The organism is Tolypothrix sp. PCC 7601 (assembly GCF_025677855.1).
Taxonomy (GTDB): domain Bacteria; phylum Cyanobacteriota; class Cyanobacteriia; order Cyanobacteriales; family Nostocaceae; genus Aulosira; species Aulosira diplosiphon.
On record NZ_CP064879.1, the window covers coordinates 5,869,668 to 5,885,553 of the forward strand.

The following is a 15,886-nucleotide window of genomic DNA, read 5'->3' on the forward strand; positions in this document are numbered from 1 at the left end:
CTCTGTCATTAAGAGGCTTTAAATAACAACAATTGGTATTGCCAATAATTACTATGAAATTAAAGAAAAAAAAGATATTTTAATTACAAAGAAGTTGTGAAAAACTGTAAAAAAATTGGGATTATATAGGAAGAGGATTCGAGTTATGAAAAAATCTCAATTACCAGTAACGCACGAAAATTTAGACCAGAGATGCGTTACGCTATCGCTAACGCATCTTACGCATTACGCACATATAAGACTTACGCAAAAGTCACTTAATTACGTCATTACGAGCGCAGCGACGTAATCGCCTGAAATTCTGGGATTGCTTCCCTACACTTCGTTCCGGTCGCAATGACAAATTTTGCTTGCGTAAGTCCTGACATAATTGCAAAAATTAAATACGAGTCCTATATCTTATCTGTATCACTACACCCCAGTTTTGTATCATTTAAAAATTAAATCTAAACGTTGCTGGGTAATATTTAGGGCTGCTGTTGGAGAATTTTTACCTAACAATACAGATTCAATTGCCCGACCTAGATTATCAGAAATCCTGGTGTAATTGGGAAAAATAGGACGCGATCGCCCATATTTTGCTTGGTCTAAAAATACCTTAAGTTGCGGGAATTTCCCAGTAAATGTTTGATATTTAGCACTTTTGCGGGATTTTAAATTGACAGGTAAATAGCCAGTGCCTAAGGCTAGTTCTGTTTGAAATGCTTCACTAACCGCATACTCAGCAAACTTAAAGGCGGCTGCTTGTCGTTGGGGAGTGGTTTTAAACAGGAACAAATTTTCACCACCAATACTAGTGGCAGGATTTTGTTGAATGGGAATAGGAAAAACTCCAAAATCTACACCACTTTGTTGGAATTCTCCCAAACTCCACGGGCCTGTAACTTGCATAGCAACTTTACCGCTAACCAAGGCATTAATTTCATAACCCCGTTCTGGTTCGGATAGCATAGCGGAACCATCGGCAATTAAATCGTGCCAAAATTGCAAAGCTGCGATCGCACCTTGATTATCTTTTAAATTTACACTTGCGGCTTGCTGGGATTCTCCACCAATCAATTCACCGCCGCCACTCCACATAAAGGGTAACCAGGTAAATACAGTAAATTCGCCTTTCCCCAAAGGTAGCAGCATCCCATAACTATCAATTTGCCCATCACCATTGGTATCGTGAGTTAATTTCTTAGCTACTTGTCTTAACTCTTGCCAAGTTCGGGGTAATTTTTCAATTCCTGCAGCTTTGAACAAACTGGGACGATAAAAAACGCCAACATTATTTGTCGCAAAGGGAACTGACCAAATCTTGCCCTCATATTCCATTGATGTAAATAATGTGGGGTCAATTTCGTCTTTAATCGGGGAATTTTCTAGCAATTCATCCAAAGGAGTTAAAGCATCAAGTTCTACTAATTGACCAGCAATGGTTGGGTTGTACCACAATAAATCAGGAGGTGCATTACCTACTACAGCCGCCAAAATTTTTGGCATTTGCTGATCCTGCTGTCCCACATACAGCGACTCTACTTGAATTGTGGGATGGGTTTGGTTAAATTTATCTACCAGTTTTTGCAATACATCTCGATTTGGTGGTGGATTTACCCCTTGCCATAAGGTTATATGAACCACCTGTGCATCTGCGACTCGCCTTTGGATCACTTGACATCCTGTGACAACTAATACGCCTACAAGCATCAACAGCAACCAGCGTTTGAGGTGGCGAGAAAATATCTTGCTGTGTCGCTGGGGAAGGCGAGGAGGCGAAAAAAAGTTATACATAGCCTTGATTAATCATCAACTATCAAAAGCGATCGCCTCAACTTTTTACACCTTATTCCCAGATTGCACAATCATCTTAAGTTAGGGATTGGGGATTGGGTAATGAGTAATGAGTAATGAGTAATGAGTAATGAGTAATGAGTAATGAAAATTTCTCCCCTTACTTCCTCATCTCCCTCATCCCCCTCATCTCCCTCATCTCCCTCATCTCCCTCATCTCCCTCATCTCCCTCATCTCCCTCATCTCCCTCATCCCCCAATCCCCCATGCCCGGCTATATCTTAATCTGGAGATAGAGTCTAGATAAATTTAGGTTATGGCGGGACATAGTAAATGGGCAAATATTAAGCGTCAGAAGGCGGTTGTGGATGCCAAAAAGGGTAAAACCTTCACTCAGCTTTCACGGGCGATTATTGTGGCGGTTAGAAGCGGTATTCCAGATCCAGCAGGGAATTTTCAACTGCGGACTGCGATTGATAAGGCCAAGGCGGCTGGTATTCCTAATGATAATATTGAACGGGCGATCGCTAAGGGTGCGGGGACATTTGGCGGTGATAACTCTAGTTTTGAGGCGATTCGCTATGAAGGTTACGGCCCCGGTGGTGTAGCAATTTTAATTGAAGCCCTCACAGATAATCGTAATCGTACTGCTGCGGATTTACGTGTGGCTTTTAGTAAAAATGGTGGCAATCTTGGTGAAACTGGTTGTGTTAGCTGGATGTTTGACCAAAAAGGCGTTTGTATAGTCCAAGGCATAGTTGATGAGGAACAGCTTTTAGAAGCATCCTTAGAAGGTGGGGCTGAGTCTTACGAAATGGCTGAGGACGAAATGGCGGAAGTTTTTAGTGCAGTAGAAAATTTAGAGACTCTTAACAAAACCCTCAAAGATCAAGGCTTTAAAGTAACTGATGCGGAATTGCGCTGGATTCCTAGTAATTCTGTAGAAGTGACAGATTCCGATCAAGCGCGATCGCTTCTGAAATTAATTGATACTTTAGAAGGTTTGGATGATGTACAAAATGTCACATCTAATTTTGAAATGGCAGAAAACCTGATGGCTTTGAGTATGGTTTAGTTAAATATTTATTAATTTGTTGTCTAAATCACATTGCTAAAAATAGACATACAAATTTCATAGAAATTGCAAACTTTTGACATAAGGCTATGGGATGCTTTGATTGTTCATATATATATGAATCATCACCAAATTTGTCTAATCCTGTAGCCGTTTTCGCACTTCCAGCCCTAGTCAAGATTTTTTTGCTCAGAGTATTACCTAGTAGATAAAATTTGCTATGGCTATTAAAACAGTGTCACCAGAGTAATGAACAACCTCTAAGAGAACAGAGAACACACAATGCTTGATGCCAAGATAAGGAAAAAAGGAGAAATCCCAGAAAAAACATTTAACCCTTACCCTGCAAGCTTTTCCTCAAATCGAATTCAAAGTTAAAAATGCTGTAATTTTTATTGTCGAGCAAAAAGGAAGGTATAATTGTATAAAATTTTTCTATAAATAAAATCATAGCCAGACATAGCATTTGCGGGAAACGTAGTCACATAGCTATCGGCAAAAACAATTTCTTCAGAGAATAATATAAAAATCTACATATAAAATTCATATAAATTACAAGATATTGGCACAGTATTTTGTCATACTAATATTGTCTGTTATTGAATGAGATTAACATCTCAGAGAGAGGCGTTAGCTTGAACTTAATTTCTCGCTTCAGCCTTAGCTGCTACTCACAAGCTTGTTTAAGACCAAGTCATTTGAGGCTCCTACGCAGCAGACTTTAGCAAGAAACTGTTAAAGCTAATCTTGAAGTTTGATAGCAGATATATATTAATTTTTGATTTTCCCGTAACTACACACTATACCATTTAGACCTGGTGCCTCTGGCAGCGGGTTTTTTTGTGTTCTGGATTGAGTAATTACAGCAGATCGCAACTTTTTGATACCAATTAAAAAAATGATTGCGACAGATAGATTTACAGAAGTCTCAATCAGAGGACAATTCTCATGTTGCTAAATTTTGGTGCATTGTTATTAAACATGAAGATAAATTTTACTGAGTTTTCTATTTCCAGAATCCATCGTAATTAATGAGATTTTTTTATGTCTAGGTAAAAGCCAACACAATATATGAAATTATGCCATAAGCAAATTGTGAGAAACTAGTAAATCCATAATGTAAATAAGTTTTTTTTATCAAACAAATTACATCAAAAATTCATAGGAATAACAAGACAAAGTCATATACCTTTGGGATAGTTAAATTGTTCAGATTTGAATCAAGGAAATCTCCAGCTACCATGAATAAATTCGTTAAAGGTGTATTGTTTGCTTTAGTAATTGCTACCCCTGTAGCTATTGCTGCGCCAAGTTTTCAAGCTGAAGCTGCCACTCAAAATACCACTCATCATCTGGTAAGTTCTAAAACTAAAAGTGGTAAATCTTTGAAGCATAAACATCTCAACCACCATCTAAAGAAACATACAAGCACAAAAATTAACAAAAAGTAAATTATTACTTTTTTAAAGAGTTGATTTCAGAAATATTGGAACAATTACCCAATATTTATAGTTGCTTTGTGTCCAATTTTTTCTTTATTTATCTTCGCTCAAAATTCAGAATATTAAACCTCGCTACCGCGTTAGTCATTAGCGAGGTTTTTTCTTGTTTAAACAGATGCATGAAGAAGGGGAAGGGGAAAGAGGGGAAGGGTTAAAGGGGCAGGGAGCAGGGGGAGAATTATCTGTAGCTCTGATTTAGAGCATTGGTAAGCTAAACCACATCTAGTTTGCATAATCTGAAATTATATATTTCTTGTGGGGTAGGCATCTTGCCCGCCCAATATATGCAAGTTAAATGTGGAACATCTAATTAATCTAAAATCTAAAATGGTATAACTTGCTCTAGACCACGCGATCGCGTAAGAATAATAGTTAAGATGCTGTAACTTGTCTTAACAATGCCGCAAACTCTCACCCCTCCCCAAATATCCACAGACAAACGGGGATACGACTATGATTTGGTAATTGTAGGCGGCGGGATTATTGGATTAACCCTAGCCTCTGCTTTAAAAGATTCTGGCTTGAGTATACTGCTGGTGGAAGCGAAAGTAGCGTCAGCCGCAGTTGCTAAAGGTCAAGCCTACGCAATTCACATGCTTTCGGCGCTGATTTACCAGGGAATTGGGATTTGGGACAAGATGTTGCCTCAAATCGCTAAATATCAGCGTGTACGCCTATCTGATGCTGATTTTTCAGAAGTAGTGGAATTTGAAACAGCAGATTTAGGTACACCAGAGTTAGGTTATGTAGCAGAACACCAAGCGCTGTTACAGCCGTTGCAAGAATTTGTGCGAGATTGTGCGAATGTAACTTATATATGTCCGGCAGAGGTACTAAGAACAGAGTACCAAAAGGACATAGTAGCTATAGAGATTAAGGTAGCCGAAGAAATCCGCACAGTTCGCAGTAAATTAGTGGTAGCCGCAGATGGATCGCGATCGCCAATTCGCCAAGCCGCGCAAATTAAAACTCACGGCTGGAAATATTGGCAATCTTGTATCGTCGCCTTTGTTCAACCAGAAAAACCCCACAATAATACTGCTTACGAGAAATTCTGGACTAGCGGGCCATTCGCGATTTTACCTTTACCGGGGAACCGTTGCCGCATTGTGTGGACAGCCCCCCACGCCGAAGCTAAAGCCTTATGTGAATTAGATGACGAGCAATTTTTAGCAGAACTTAGCCGTCGCTTTGGCAATCACATGGGTAAATTGAAACTATTAGGCGATCGCTTTATTTTTCAAGTGCAACTCATGCAAAGCGATCGCTATGTCTTACCCCGATTGGCTTTAGTTGGTGATGCAGCCCACAATTGCCATCCTGTAGGCGGACAAGGTTTAAATCTCGGGGTTCGTGATGTCGCCGCCTTAGCCCAAGTCATCCAGAAAGCCAACGCCTCTGGCGAAGATATTGGCAAAATTCAGGTACTCAAACGCTACGAACGCTGGCGACAACGAGAAAACCTGACAATTTTAGGTTTCACCGATTTATTAGATCGGATGTTTTCTAATAACTTCCTCCCCGTGTTGTTAGTGCGTCGCCTAGGCTTATGGATTATGCGCCGAGTCCCAATCCTCAAAATCAACGTTCTCAAATTGATGATTGGGTTAAAAGGAAGAACTCCAGAATTGGCGAAAAGGTGAAATTTTTATGGGGCATGGGGCATGGGGCATTGGGCATTGGGCATGGTAATGGTATTTATCTCCTTTTCCCTTTCCCCCTTTACCTTTCCCCAGTCCCCAATCCCCAACCCCTCAACAACTCCGCCACTGATTCCGCCCTACAGCTTGAGCAATTGTGGCTGCTAAGTCTGATGGGTTGATGGGCTTGGTAATGTGGGTTTGAAAACCGGCGGAAAGGGCTTGTTGTTGGTTGATTTCTCCGGCATAGGCTGTCAGGGCGATCGCAGGAATTTGTCTGCCTATTTCTGATGGCATGGATCTGAGTTGCCGAATCAGCATATAACCATCCATATCTGGCATTCCAATGTCGCTTAATAACACATGGGGCTGAAAGTGGGTTAAAGCCTGTAACGCTTCCAAAGCCGATCGCGCTTGCATGACTTCTGCTCCCGATTCTTCCAAAATGAAGCTAATTAATTCTCGGGTATCAACTTCATCATCAACTACGAGAACTTTTACACCCTGCAAGTCTGGCGAGAAGTTGATTGCTGGATCGCTGCAATTGCTGGCTAAATTTAGCTGGATGATTGGCAGGGTGACGGTAAAGGTTGCCCCTTGCCCTTCTCCGGCACTTTCGGCTTTGACTGTGCCTCCATGTAACTCTACTAAGTGACGGACAATAGCTAACCCCAATCCTAAGCCGCCAAATTTCCGGGTACTGGTGCCATCGGCTTGGCGGAAGTAGTCAAACACATAAGGTAAAAATTCTGGGCTAATGCCTTTACCTGTATCCCGCACCTGCAACTGCACTTGAGAAGCTTGGTATTCTACAGCAATTTCTATCTGTCCATGTTTGGGGGTGAACTTAACGGCGTTAGATACTAAATTCCAGACGACTTGTTGTAAGCGCGCCGAATCACCAACCACAGGAGCCATATTTGGTTGCACTGAAACCTGTAGCTGAATGCATTTGGCTTCTGCTGCTAGTCGCACAGTTTCAATCGCAGCGTTGATGGTTGCTGCTAAATCAACTTGAGTAATATTTAGACTCAGCTTGCCTTGGAGAATGCGAGAAACATCTAGTAAATCTTCTATCAGTTCAGTTTGCAGCTTGGCATTACGTTCAATAGTTTCTAAAGCCCGGGCTGTAGTGGCTTCATCATACTTTTGAGTTCGCAGTAATTGCGACCACCCCAAGATAGGGTTGAGTGGTGTACGTAGTTCGTGGGAGAGAACTGCTAAAAATTCATCCTTGACGCGGTTAGCTTGAATTAATTGCTCTGTTTGCTGCTGTAATGAAGCCATCAGTTCAGCACGTTCTAGCGCGATCGCAATCTGGTCGGAAGTGGCTTGCAACAGCGCTATCTCTTCTGGGGTAAACTGAGTGCGAGTGCTACTGCCAAAAGACAGTACACCGAGTAACTTACCGCGCGCAATTAACGGTTGGGCTGCATAAGCTGTAATTTTCAATGTGCAGAGTATTTGAGTATTGGGATGGGTAGAATGCTGCACATTGTTAACAATAATTTGTCGGCGCGTTTGGGCTGCTAATCCACAAACTGCTTCCCCAAATTCTAGCGATTCAATCAATGGCAATATTTCCTCATCAATCCCACTCCACGACTTCAACCGCAGTTTTTGCCGATTTTCTTGGGTATCAATTAAATAGTTGAAGTAAAACTGTAATTCCATCTGCGCTGAGAGTTTGGCGAATAAATCGCTCATCAACTCTAGAGGATGCTCAGTAGAGAGCAAATCGCTGGCTGTTTCTGAGAGTAGTTTTAGGCGATCGCTATGCTTTTGTAGTGCTTGTTCTGCTTTTTGGCGTTCTCGTAGTGCCCGTTCGCGTTCAGTAATATCAACTGCGACTCCTCCCACTAAACGTTGCCCAGAGGGATCGGCAATGGGAAATTTATATACTAAAAAGTCGCCAGTTGAGCCATCTGGCAAGGGGGCTAGCTCAATTGCTTCTACTACTTCATTTGTCTGGGCTACCTTTTGAATGTTTTTCAGAAATTTTTCTGCAATTTCTACCGGGTAGAGGTCGAAAATACTTCTACCGATCGCATCGTTGGTTAATAATTTGAATGTGCTACTGTAAGTAGGGCTTAGGTAAACTATCCTGCCTTTACTATCAGTAATCCAAGCGGCAGCTGGGCTGTTATCCATAAACGCCTGAAATCTCGCTTCGCTTTGGTGTAGAGCTCTTTCCGTTTGTTTACGGCTACTAATATCCAAAATAAACGCCACTGACTGCTGACGTGATTCCCGTAGTAAGGAATACCCTACAACCACAGGCACTCGGGAACCATCTTTACGAATAAATTCTTTTTCATAGGGAGTACAGGCTCCCTTAACATGAGCTTCGGCAATTCCTAATTCATCACAATCAAAGTATTCTGGTGGTGTAATATCAACCCACCGCAGTTGTCCAGTTTGCAAATCGGTGCGACTATAACCAATAATTCTTAAAAACTCATCATTGGCTTCTCGGATACTACCGTTTTCATCGCCAAAAATAATTCCCACTAAATTCGCTTCAAAAAAACTCCGCAGCCGTTCTTCGCTAGCGCGTACTGCTGCTTCTGCTTGTCTGTGTGCGGTGATATCCATCATCGTCACTAACACACTGTCAAATTCAGCAGTTGGTGGCGGAAAGGTAATTGTAAATAAGATATTGAGTTGCTTTCCTTGCAGGGTTTGGAGAATTGTTTCTGATTCCAAATAGTTTTGCCCAGCAACTAATACCAAAAGTTCTTGAACAAATATTTCTACTGTTTCTGGGACAAATATTCGGTGCAGGGAACCCAACAGTTGATTTTTGCCTTCAGCGCCAAACATTTTGACGGCGGCGTTATTGGCATTCACAATTCTCACTGTGCCAATTAACTGTTGCACAACATCAGGATTTTCCGCAAAGAAGGTGGCAAAATCTTCAATACCTTGGGCTTTTAAAGTATCTAATGCTGTTTTGACGAGGGAAAAATCTTCTTCAAAAATTGCTACACCTGCGGCTTCAAAAATGTAACGGTATTTCCGTTCTTGGATTTTGAGCGCAGCTTCGGCTTGCTGGCGATCGCGTAGCGCTACTTGCTTGTCGCTAATATTGTGAAAATATGACGTTATTCCCTGCTCAGAGGGATAAACATGGATATCGTACCAGCAGTCACAAGGTTGATAATAAAATTCAAAGTGAATCGCCTCTCTGGCGGCGAGACATCTATGATATTGCTGGTAAACTTCTGTATTAACTAATACTGGGCACAACTCCCAGAGATTTTTACCCAATAATTCATGGCGAGGCTTACCTATGACAGACTCTCCGCCTCGGTTAATGTAGGTAATACACCAATTACAATCTAAGGCATAGAAAGCATCGGTCATGCTTTCTAAAATGTTGGTAACTTGCTGTTTGGTGGCTGCTAGCTCATCTATTAATTCTTGTTGGTGCAGTAAAGTAGCCTGGCGCACTTGACGCATCTTCAAATTGACTTCAATCCTTGCCAATAATTGAGAATCAGAAAATGGCTGGCTGAGATAATCATCAGCACCAGCCGCTAATGCTGCTGTACAAATCTCTTCCTCAGCCTTTGCTGATAACAAAAAGACAGTTAAATCTTGCGTTTGGGGATGGGAACGCAGCGATCGCATCCACTCCCATTCATTGCTTCCTGCTAGCATCACATCCGCGATGACTAAGTCAGGAAGCGGCTGTTGTTGGATTGTACTTAAGGTATCTAGTCCCTCTCCTACCTGCACCTCATACCGTTGGCTTAACAGCTGCTGCAAGCGGCGCATTTCTGTACCGTTGTCAGCCAAGAAAATTTTGGCGGCAGGGGTATTTACCTTTGCTTCCCAAGTCACAGTCTCAGCTCCTAATTATTAAAAGTACCTGGACTAGGAGTGCAGTAACTCCTCAATCTGCTTCAAAGGCAACTGTAATGGTTGTTTCCATCTCTTCTGCCGACAGTTTCCTGTTTCGAGAGCACCTCTTAATTGGGTAGTTAACTGTTCTGTGGACAGATAAATTTTCTGCCGCAGAACACAACCTAAATCTGAAAAATTCAGATATTTTATTACAGGCATCTTATGTTTTTTATGTTTATATATAGATTGAAGATTAAAACAAATCTCGTGTTCTTGGTCTCTTACCTAAGAAATATTTTAATGATTAATATCATTCTTAATTATGTATATTCCCGATGACAGAAGAGACCATAGGCTTATCGCTGAGTAAAAGCCATGAGTATTTTGAGAGATTGTTTTGATAATTATTAAGATTAGTTCTAGCTCTAATCTTAACCATTATTTAATATTTTAATAAAGATTGTATATCTATAAACTTACCAGCATTTCATAGATAATTATTCCTAAAATTACTGAGATAATTTTGATTTAATTTGCATTAATTGATGACTATCAAAATTTTCAAAACAAATAATTTACCAAAAGCTGAAGCTATTTTTATTAAAAATAATAACAATTTATTTCTACATATTAAGATAGCAATTTTACTCAAGAATTACTCACCAGCCAGGAGAATTTTTCTCAATCAAAATATGGTCAATAGCTATTATCTATTAAATTGGCTGAGATTTATGATTGCGTCTGCTTTGCCTACTCTATGGTGAATACAACATTAATCAAAAGTTGGAGATTTAATTTATCAAATAGGCTCCAGGCAAAAAGAATCGCCCACTACCAGCAAATTGAGAGTGAACAAAGAATAAAACTTAACTTTTATTAAGTGTATTTAATTGCGAAATTTTCGATTAGAATAGCCTATCCTATACTGAAAGATAGATTTGATGGGATCGCTGATGAGATAAAACTCATGACAATCCGGGATCAACCTATCATTAACAGGCTTTACAGCTTTGTGCATCAGATTAAAAAGCAAAAATGGAAAAGTGGCAACACTGACCGCTACTAATGTTAAAGTTTCAAAGACTTCATCTGAAAATTTCAGCGGGTATTCATGCTGAAGCAGCTTAAAAAAAATCCAATTCCTGTAATTGCCGGTGCTGGACTCTGCGCTTTCTTAGCCGGGGCAATGGTTTCAGCACCTCAGCTTGGAAAATCTGTAGGGCAATGGCTAAAGTACGGCAACGAGAAAACTGAGCAAATATCAGAGGCTAGCAAAGCGAAATCAGCCGTTTATCCCCTGGTATCCAAATCTCTACCAGAACGGGCGGCAAAATTAGCAGAAATCGCCGAAAATTCGCGTTCTCCAGACCGAGAACGGGCACGTTATTTATTGGCGAGTGACTATGTTGAAAGAACTCAAGGGAAAAAAGCCCTAGTTTTACTCCAAGGGTTAGAAAAAGAATATCCTATTCTCGCCCCTTATATATTACTGAAACAGGCACAAGCTCAAGATTTGCTGGGTGAAGATGGCAAAGCCTCAGACTTGCGGCAGAAAGTGCTGAAACAGTATCCCAAAACAGCAGCCACAGTCAAAGCCATCTATTTAATCGCCCAACCAAAACAACAAGATATTGCGATCGCACAATTTCCCACTCATCCCTTAACCTGGGAAATTATTCGCAAACGCTTAGACGAAAATCCCCAACAGCCACAATTGCAGTTAAAGTTAGCCCAATATGCAGCTGACCAACCTGGAACCGTGGGAGTATTGGATGATTTAGCTAAGGAGTCAACTCTTAAACCTGAAGATTGGGAAATTATTGGTACAGCCTACTGGGCAAACAATCAATTTGAGAAAGCCGCAAAAGCTTACGCCAAAGCACCCAAGACACCCCGCAGCCTTTACCGTGCTGGACGTGGTTTGCAAGTAGCAGGTAAAGAAAGAGATAAAGCGATTGCAACTTATAAACAATTAGTACAACAATTCCCCGAAGCCCCAGAAAGCGGCACAGCCTTACTGCGGTTAGCAGAAATGGCGAAAACTCGTAAAGATGCCTTACCTTATCTTGACCAAGCGATCGCAAAATTTCCTAATGTCGCCAGTCAAGCAGTAGTAGAAAAAGCCAAAATCTACCAAACCCTCAAAGATAATAAATCAGCTGCCCAAGCCTGGCAATTACTGATTGGCAAATACGCAAATTCCGATGAAGCCGCCGAATATCGCTGGAAAATCGCCCAAGAAAAAGCCAACGCTAAAGATTATATCGGTGCATGGCAATGGGCAGAACCAATTCCCACCAACAACCCTACCAGTATTTTGGCTCCTAGAGCAGGTTTTTGGGTTGGTAAATGGGCAACTCAGTTAGGGAAACAGCAAGAAGCGAAAACCGCTTATGAATACGTCATTAGCCAGTTTCCTTACTCTTATTATGCTTGGCGATCGGCAGCAGTCTTAGGGCTAAATGTCGGTAACTTTAATAACCTGCGGCAAATGCAGCCCGAAGTTGTCCCACCCCAGCGTCCCGTCCCCCCAGCCGGTTCTGAAACCTTCAAAGAATTGTATTTGTTAGGACAAGATAGAGATGCTTGGTTGCAATGGGAAACCGAATTTGTCAATAAAGACCAACCCACAGTAGCCGAACAATTCACCGAAGGCTTAATGCAACTAGCCAGAGGCGAAAATAAATTAGGAATCGACACAATTTCTAAATTAGAAGACCGAGAAATTCCCGAAGAAAAAGCCGAATATCAAACTCTTAGCCAACAGATCACTTACTGGCAAGCCCGTTATCCCTTTCCCTATGTCCAAGAGATTGAAAAGTGGTCAAAAGAACGCCAAATCAATCCCTTGCTAGTAACTGCTTTGATTCGCCAAGAGTCGCGCTTTGAAGCCAACGCCAAATCCGTAGCCAACGCTATGGGCTTAATGCAGGTATTACCCTCCACAGCCCAATGGATCGCCCCACAAATCAAGGTTGATGGCAAAACCTTAAAGCTAGAAGATCCCAACGACAATATCATGTTGGGGACTTGGTATTTGGATCATACTCATCAGCAATATAGCAACAACAGCCTGTTAGCGATCGCTAGTTACAACGCTGGCCCCGGTAACGTAGCCAAATGGCTGCAAACCCTACCCACACAAGACCCCGATGAATTTGTCGAAAAAATCCCCTTCGACGAAACCCGAAATTACGTCCGTCAAGTATTAGGCAACTACTGGAATTATTTACGACTATACAACCCAGAAATTTCTGCCCTAGTCGCGCAATATTCCAGCGAACACCCGAAATTACCTAGCAAGTGATGGGGATTGGGGACTGGGGACTGGGCGATGAGGGGGATGAGGGGGATGAGGGGGATGAGGAAGCAGGGGAGAAATATTTATTACCAATTACCCATTCCCAATGCCCCATGCCCAATGCCCCATGCCCAATGCCCCATGCCCCATGCCCCAGTACAATAGTTAGCAAATGTTGCCTAATTGCTGAACCATGTCGCCACAAAATTTAGACACAGAAACTCAGTCCGATTTACCGGAAGAATACCCAGAGATATCTGCTGCTACTCCAACCGAAATTGACGTAGAGGTAGATAGCGATTCTGAGGCTGATCCGCTTGATGATTTACCTGGTGAAGTCGAAATGTCCTTTTTCGACCACTTAGAGGAGTTACGCCAGCGGATTTTCTATGCGCTAATTGCTGTTGCAGTAGGTATTTTTGGCTGTTTCTTATACGTCAGGCCGATTGTTCAGCTGTTAGAAGTTCCCGCACAGGGAGTAAAATTTCTTCAACTTGCGCCTGGGGAATATTTCTTTGTTTCTCTGAAAGTTGCAGCCTATAGCGGCTTAGTACTTTCTACCCCCTTCATTCTTTACCAAATTATCCAATTCGTTCTGCCCGGTTTAACTCGTCGCGAACGTCGCTTATTAGGGCCTGTAGTTTTAGGTTCCAGCGTGCTATTTGTGGCAGGGTTAGTATTTGCCTATTTTCTACTTATCCCTGCTGCTTTAAAGTTTTTCATCAGCTACGGTGCAGATGTAGTAGAACAACTTTGGTCAATTGAAAAGTATTTTGAATTTGTCTTGTTGCTACTATTTAGCACCGGGTTAGCATTTCAAATTCCTGTTATTCAACTATTACTTGGTGCTTTAGGAATTGTTTCTTCTAAACAAATGTTTGCTGGTTGGCGTTACGTCATTATGGGTGCAGTAGTTTTAGGTGCTGTCCTCACACCATCTACTGACCCCCTCACCCAAAGTTTGCTAGCTGGCGCAGTTTTAGGACTTTATTTTGGTGGGATTGGCTTAGTGAAGGTGATAGGGAAGTGATTGGGGAATAGGGCATAGGGCATAGGGCATGGGGCATTGGAAATTGACAAATAACAAATGACAAATGACAAACCTAAACAAATCACCTATGACGACTTTGAAAAAGTCGAAATTCGTGTTGGTAAAGTTATTCAAGTTGCAGATTTTTCTGCAGCACGAAAACCTGCTTATAAACTTTGGATAGACTTTGGCGATTTGGGCATTAAAAAATCTAGTGCCCAAATTACTAAACTTTACCAACCAGAGAATTTAATTAACAAATTAATATTAGCTGTAACTAACTTTCCACCCCGCCAAATTGCAGATTTTATGTCTGAAGTTTTGGTATTAGGCGTAGTTCTTGATGGTGGCGAAGTAGTTTTAATTCAACCAGATAGAGATGTATCTTTGGGTAAAAGAATTTTATAAGCAAATACAGTTCAGTTAAGAAAATTAATTGATAACAAAACCAAAAAACTAGTTACTCAACAAGAAAACAGAACAATAATTTTGGAGGGGGTTTGGGGGACGCAACCGTCACCCAATCGGGGGTTTGGGGGAGAATCCCCCAATTGATCTGGCTTTTTTAATAAGTAACAAATCAATCACTAATGAGCTTAACCCAAGCTGATTGTTTTATAAGCTGTCACGCCCCTACCTTTTTACAAATTATGCAACTCTAACGCAAAATTTTGTCAATCATTCTATTGGCTTGAGAAGCATAACCGCCACCAAATAAATTGAAGTGATTAATAATGTGATAGAGGTTATAGAGGGTTTTTCTCTGCTCATAACCTGCATCTAAAGGAAAGACTTCGTTATAACCTTGATAAAAAGCTGCTGGGAAACCACCAAATAATTCTGTCATGGCGATATCAACTTCGCGATCGCCAAAATAAGTTGCTGGATCAAATATCACTGGTTCACCCGATACTGTACACCCAGCGTTCCCTCCCCATAAATCGCCATGTACTAAGGCGGGTTCTACCTGATGATCTGCCAATAATTCGGGGATAGCGGCTAATAACTTCTCTTGATTGGGAAAACTCCCCCCTCGTCGCCTCGCTAACTGAAATTGATAACCCAAGCGATGTTTCCCATAAAATTCTGCCCAATCTGCTGTCCAAGTGTTGATTTGGGGCGTTGAACCAATCGTATTGTTGATTTTCCAACCAAAACCTTGGCTGCTAGTGGCTTGATGCATTGCTGCTAGCTTTAGCCCCATTTCTTGCCAAGATTTGGTATTACCTCCCCCCATTTCCAGCCACTCCAACACAATGTAGCCAGAATTGCCAGCCGTACCCCAGCACAAGGGTTTTGGAACGCGAATACTAGCTGTATTCAGCATTTCCTCCAATCCCAGCGCTTCAGCCTCAAACATGGCAACTTGAGATGCTTGATTTAGCTTGACAAAGTAAGTGCGTTCATCATCAGAGACAGCATAGCCTTGGTTAATACACCCACCACTCACGGAACGCTTTTGCTGACTCTGAAATTTTTCACCAGTTACCCTGCTAATATGGGCATCAATTTCTGTCCACATTGTGTTTGTCATTTGTCAGTTGTCATTAGTCAGTTGTCATTTGTCATTAGTCATTTGTTGTTTGGGGTTTGGTAATTGGTAATGGGTAATTGGTGTTTGTTATTTCCCCTTTTCCCTTTATCTCCCTCATCTCCCTCATCTCCCTCATCTCCCTCATCTCCCTCATCTCCCTCATCTCCCTCATCCCCATG

General features: G+C 41.6%; 13 protein-coding genes. 7 read left to right on the top strand and 6 right to left on the bottom strand.

Annotated elements, in window-relative coordinates:
- Positions 1 to 429: 429 nt before the first annotated feature.
- Together HG267_RS24150 and HG267_RS24155 are read right to left on the bottom strand one after the other, a co-directional pair.
- On the bottom strand, positions 430 to 1,692 hold the full coding sequence (locus tag HG267_RS24150; protein WP_369792168.1) for an ABC transporter substrate-binding protein: 1,263 nt from the start codon (positions 1,690 to 1,692) through the stop codon (positions 430 to 432).
- Between the two features lie 155 nt (positions 1,693 to 1,847).
- Positions 1,848 to 2,036, bottom strand: coding sequence for a hypothetical protein (locus HG267_RS24155; protein ID WP_045868343.1), 189 nt, complete (start codon positions 2,034 to 2,036; stop codon positions 1,848 to 1,850).
- Between the two features lie 56 nt (positions 2,037 to 2,092).
- Here HG267_RS24155 and HG267_RS24160 point away from each other — a divergent pair, with 56 nt between their 5' ends.
- The 3 genes from HG267_RS24160 (at position 2,093) to HG267_RS24170 (ending at position 5,996) form a co-directional block, all read left to right on the top strand.
- Entirely contained in the window at positions 2,093 to 2,851 is a 759-nt protein-coding gene (locus HG267_RS24160) for a YebC/PmpR family DNA-binding transcriptional regulator (RefSeq protein WP_045868344.1), read from the top strand.
- Positions 2,852 to 4,092: 1,241 nt separating this feature from the next.
- Complete coding sequence (locus tag HG267_RS24165; RefSeq protein WP_045868345.1) at positions 4,093 to 4,302, top strand: hypothetical protein; 210 nt, start codon at positions 4,093 to 4,095, stop codon at positions 4,300 to 4,302.
- A gap of 449 nt (positions 4,303 to 4,751) precedes the next feature.
- Entirely contained in the window at positions 4,752 to 5,996 is a 1,245-nt protein-coding gene (locus tag HG267_RS24170; RefSeq protein ID WP_045868346.1) for an FAD-dependent hydroxylase, read from the top strand.
- A gap of 111 nt (positions 5,997 to 6,107) precedes the next feature.
- Here HG267_RS24170 and HG267_RS24175 read toward each other — a convergent pair whose 3' ends face one another.
- Entirely contained in the window at positions 6,108 to 9,839 is a 3,732-nt protein-coding gene (locus HG267_RS24175) for a PAS domain S-box protein (RefSeq protein ID WP_052335067.1), read from the bottom strand.
- A gap of 33 nt (positions 9,840 to 9,872) precedes the next feature.
- The gene (locus tag HG267_RS24180; protein ID WP_155538996.1) at positions 9,873 to 10,061 is read right to left on the bottom strand and encodes a hypothetical protein; all 189 of its coding nucleotides are present in this window, start codon (positions 10,059 to 10,061) and stop codon (positions 9,873 to 9,875) included.
- Between the two features lie 892 nt (positions 10,062 to 10,953).
- On the opposite strand from HG267_RS24180, the gene HG267_RS24185 reads away from it, so the two are divergent.
- The 4 genes from HG267_RS24185 to HG267_RS24200 are packed head-to-tail and all read left to right on the top strand — an operon-like array spanning position 10,954 to position 14,581.
- Positions 10,954 to 13,149 (top strand): transglycosylase SLT domain-containing protein, encoded by a 2,196-nt coding sequence (locus HG267_RS24185; RefSeq protein ID WP_045868349.1) that lies wholly within the window; start codon positions 10,954 to 10,956, stop codon positions 13,147 to 13,149.
- Complete coding sequence (locus HG267_RS24190; protein WP_155538998.1) at positions 13,149 to 13,355, top strand: hypothetical protein; 207 nt, start codon at positions 13,149 to 13,151, stop codon at positions 13,353 to 13,355. Before HG267_RS24185 ends, HG267_RS24190 begins: the two co-directional genes overlap by 1 nt.
- On the top strand, positions 13,337 to 14,173 hold the full coding sequence (gene tatC / locus HG267_RS24195; RefSeq protein WP_045868350.1) for a twin-arginine translocase subunit TatC: 837 nt from the start codon (positions 13,337 to 13,339) through the stop codon (positions 14,171 to 14,173). Before HG267_RS24190 ends, tatC begins: the two co-directional genes overlap by 19 nt.
- Before the next feature lie 57 nt (positions 14,174 to 14,230).
- The gene (locus HG267_RS24200) at positions 14,231 to 14,581 is read left to right on the top strand and encodes a tRNA-binding protein (protein ID WP_045868351.1); all 351 of its coding nucleotides are present in this window, start codon (positions 14,231 to 14,233) and stop codon (positions 14,579 to 14,581) included.
- A 250-nt stretch (positions 14,582 to 14,831) separates the two neighbouring features.
- Here the strand turns inward: HG267_RS24200 and HG267_RS24205 are convergent, their stop codons facing one another.
- Together HG267_RS24205 and HG267_RS24210 are read right to left on the bottom strand one after the other, a co-directional pair.
- Positions 14,832 to 15,695, bottom strand: coding sequence for a fructosamine kinase family protein (locus tag HG267_RS24205; RefSeq protein WP_045868352.1), 864 nt, complete (start codon positions 15,693 to 15,695; stop codon positions 14,832 to 14,834).
- 46 nt (positions 15,696 to 15,741) lie between these two features.
- Positions 15,742 to 15,885, bottom strand: a complete 144-nt coding sequence (locus HG267_RS24210; protein WP_168160917.1) for a hypothetical protein — start codon at positions 15,883 to 15,885, stop codon at positions 15,742 to 15,744.
- Position 15,886: the final 1 nt, after the last annotated feature.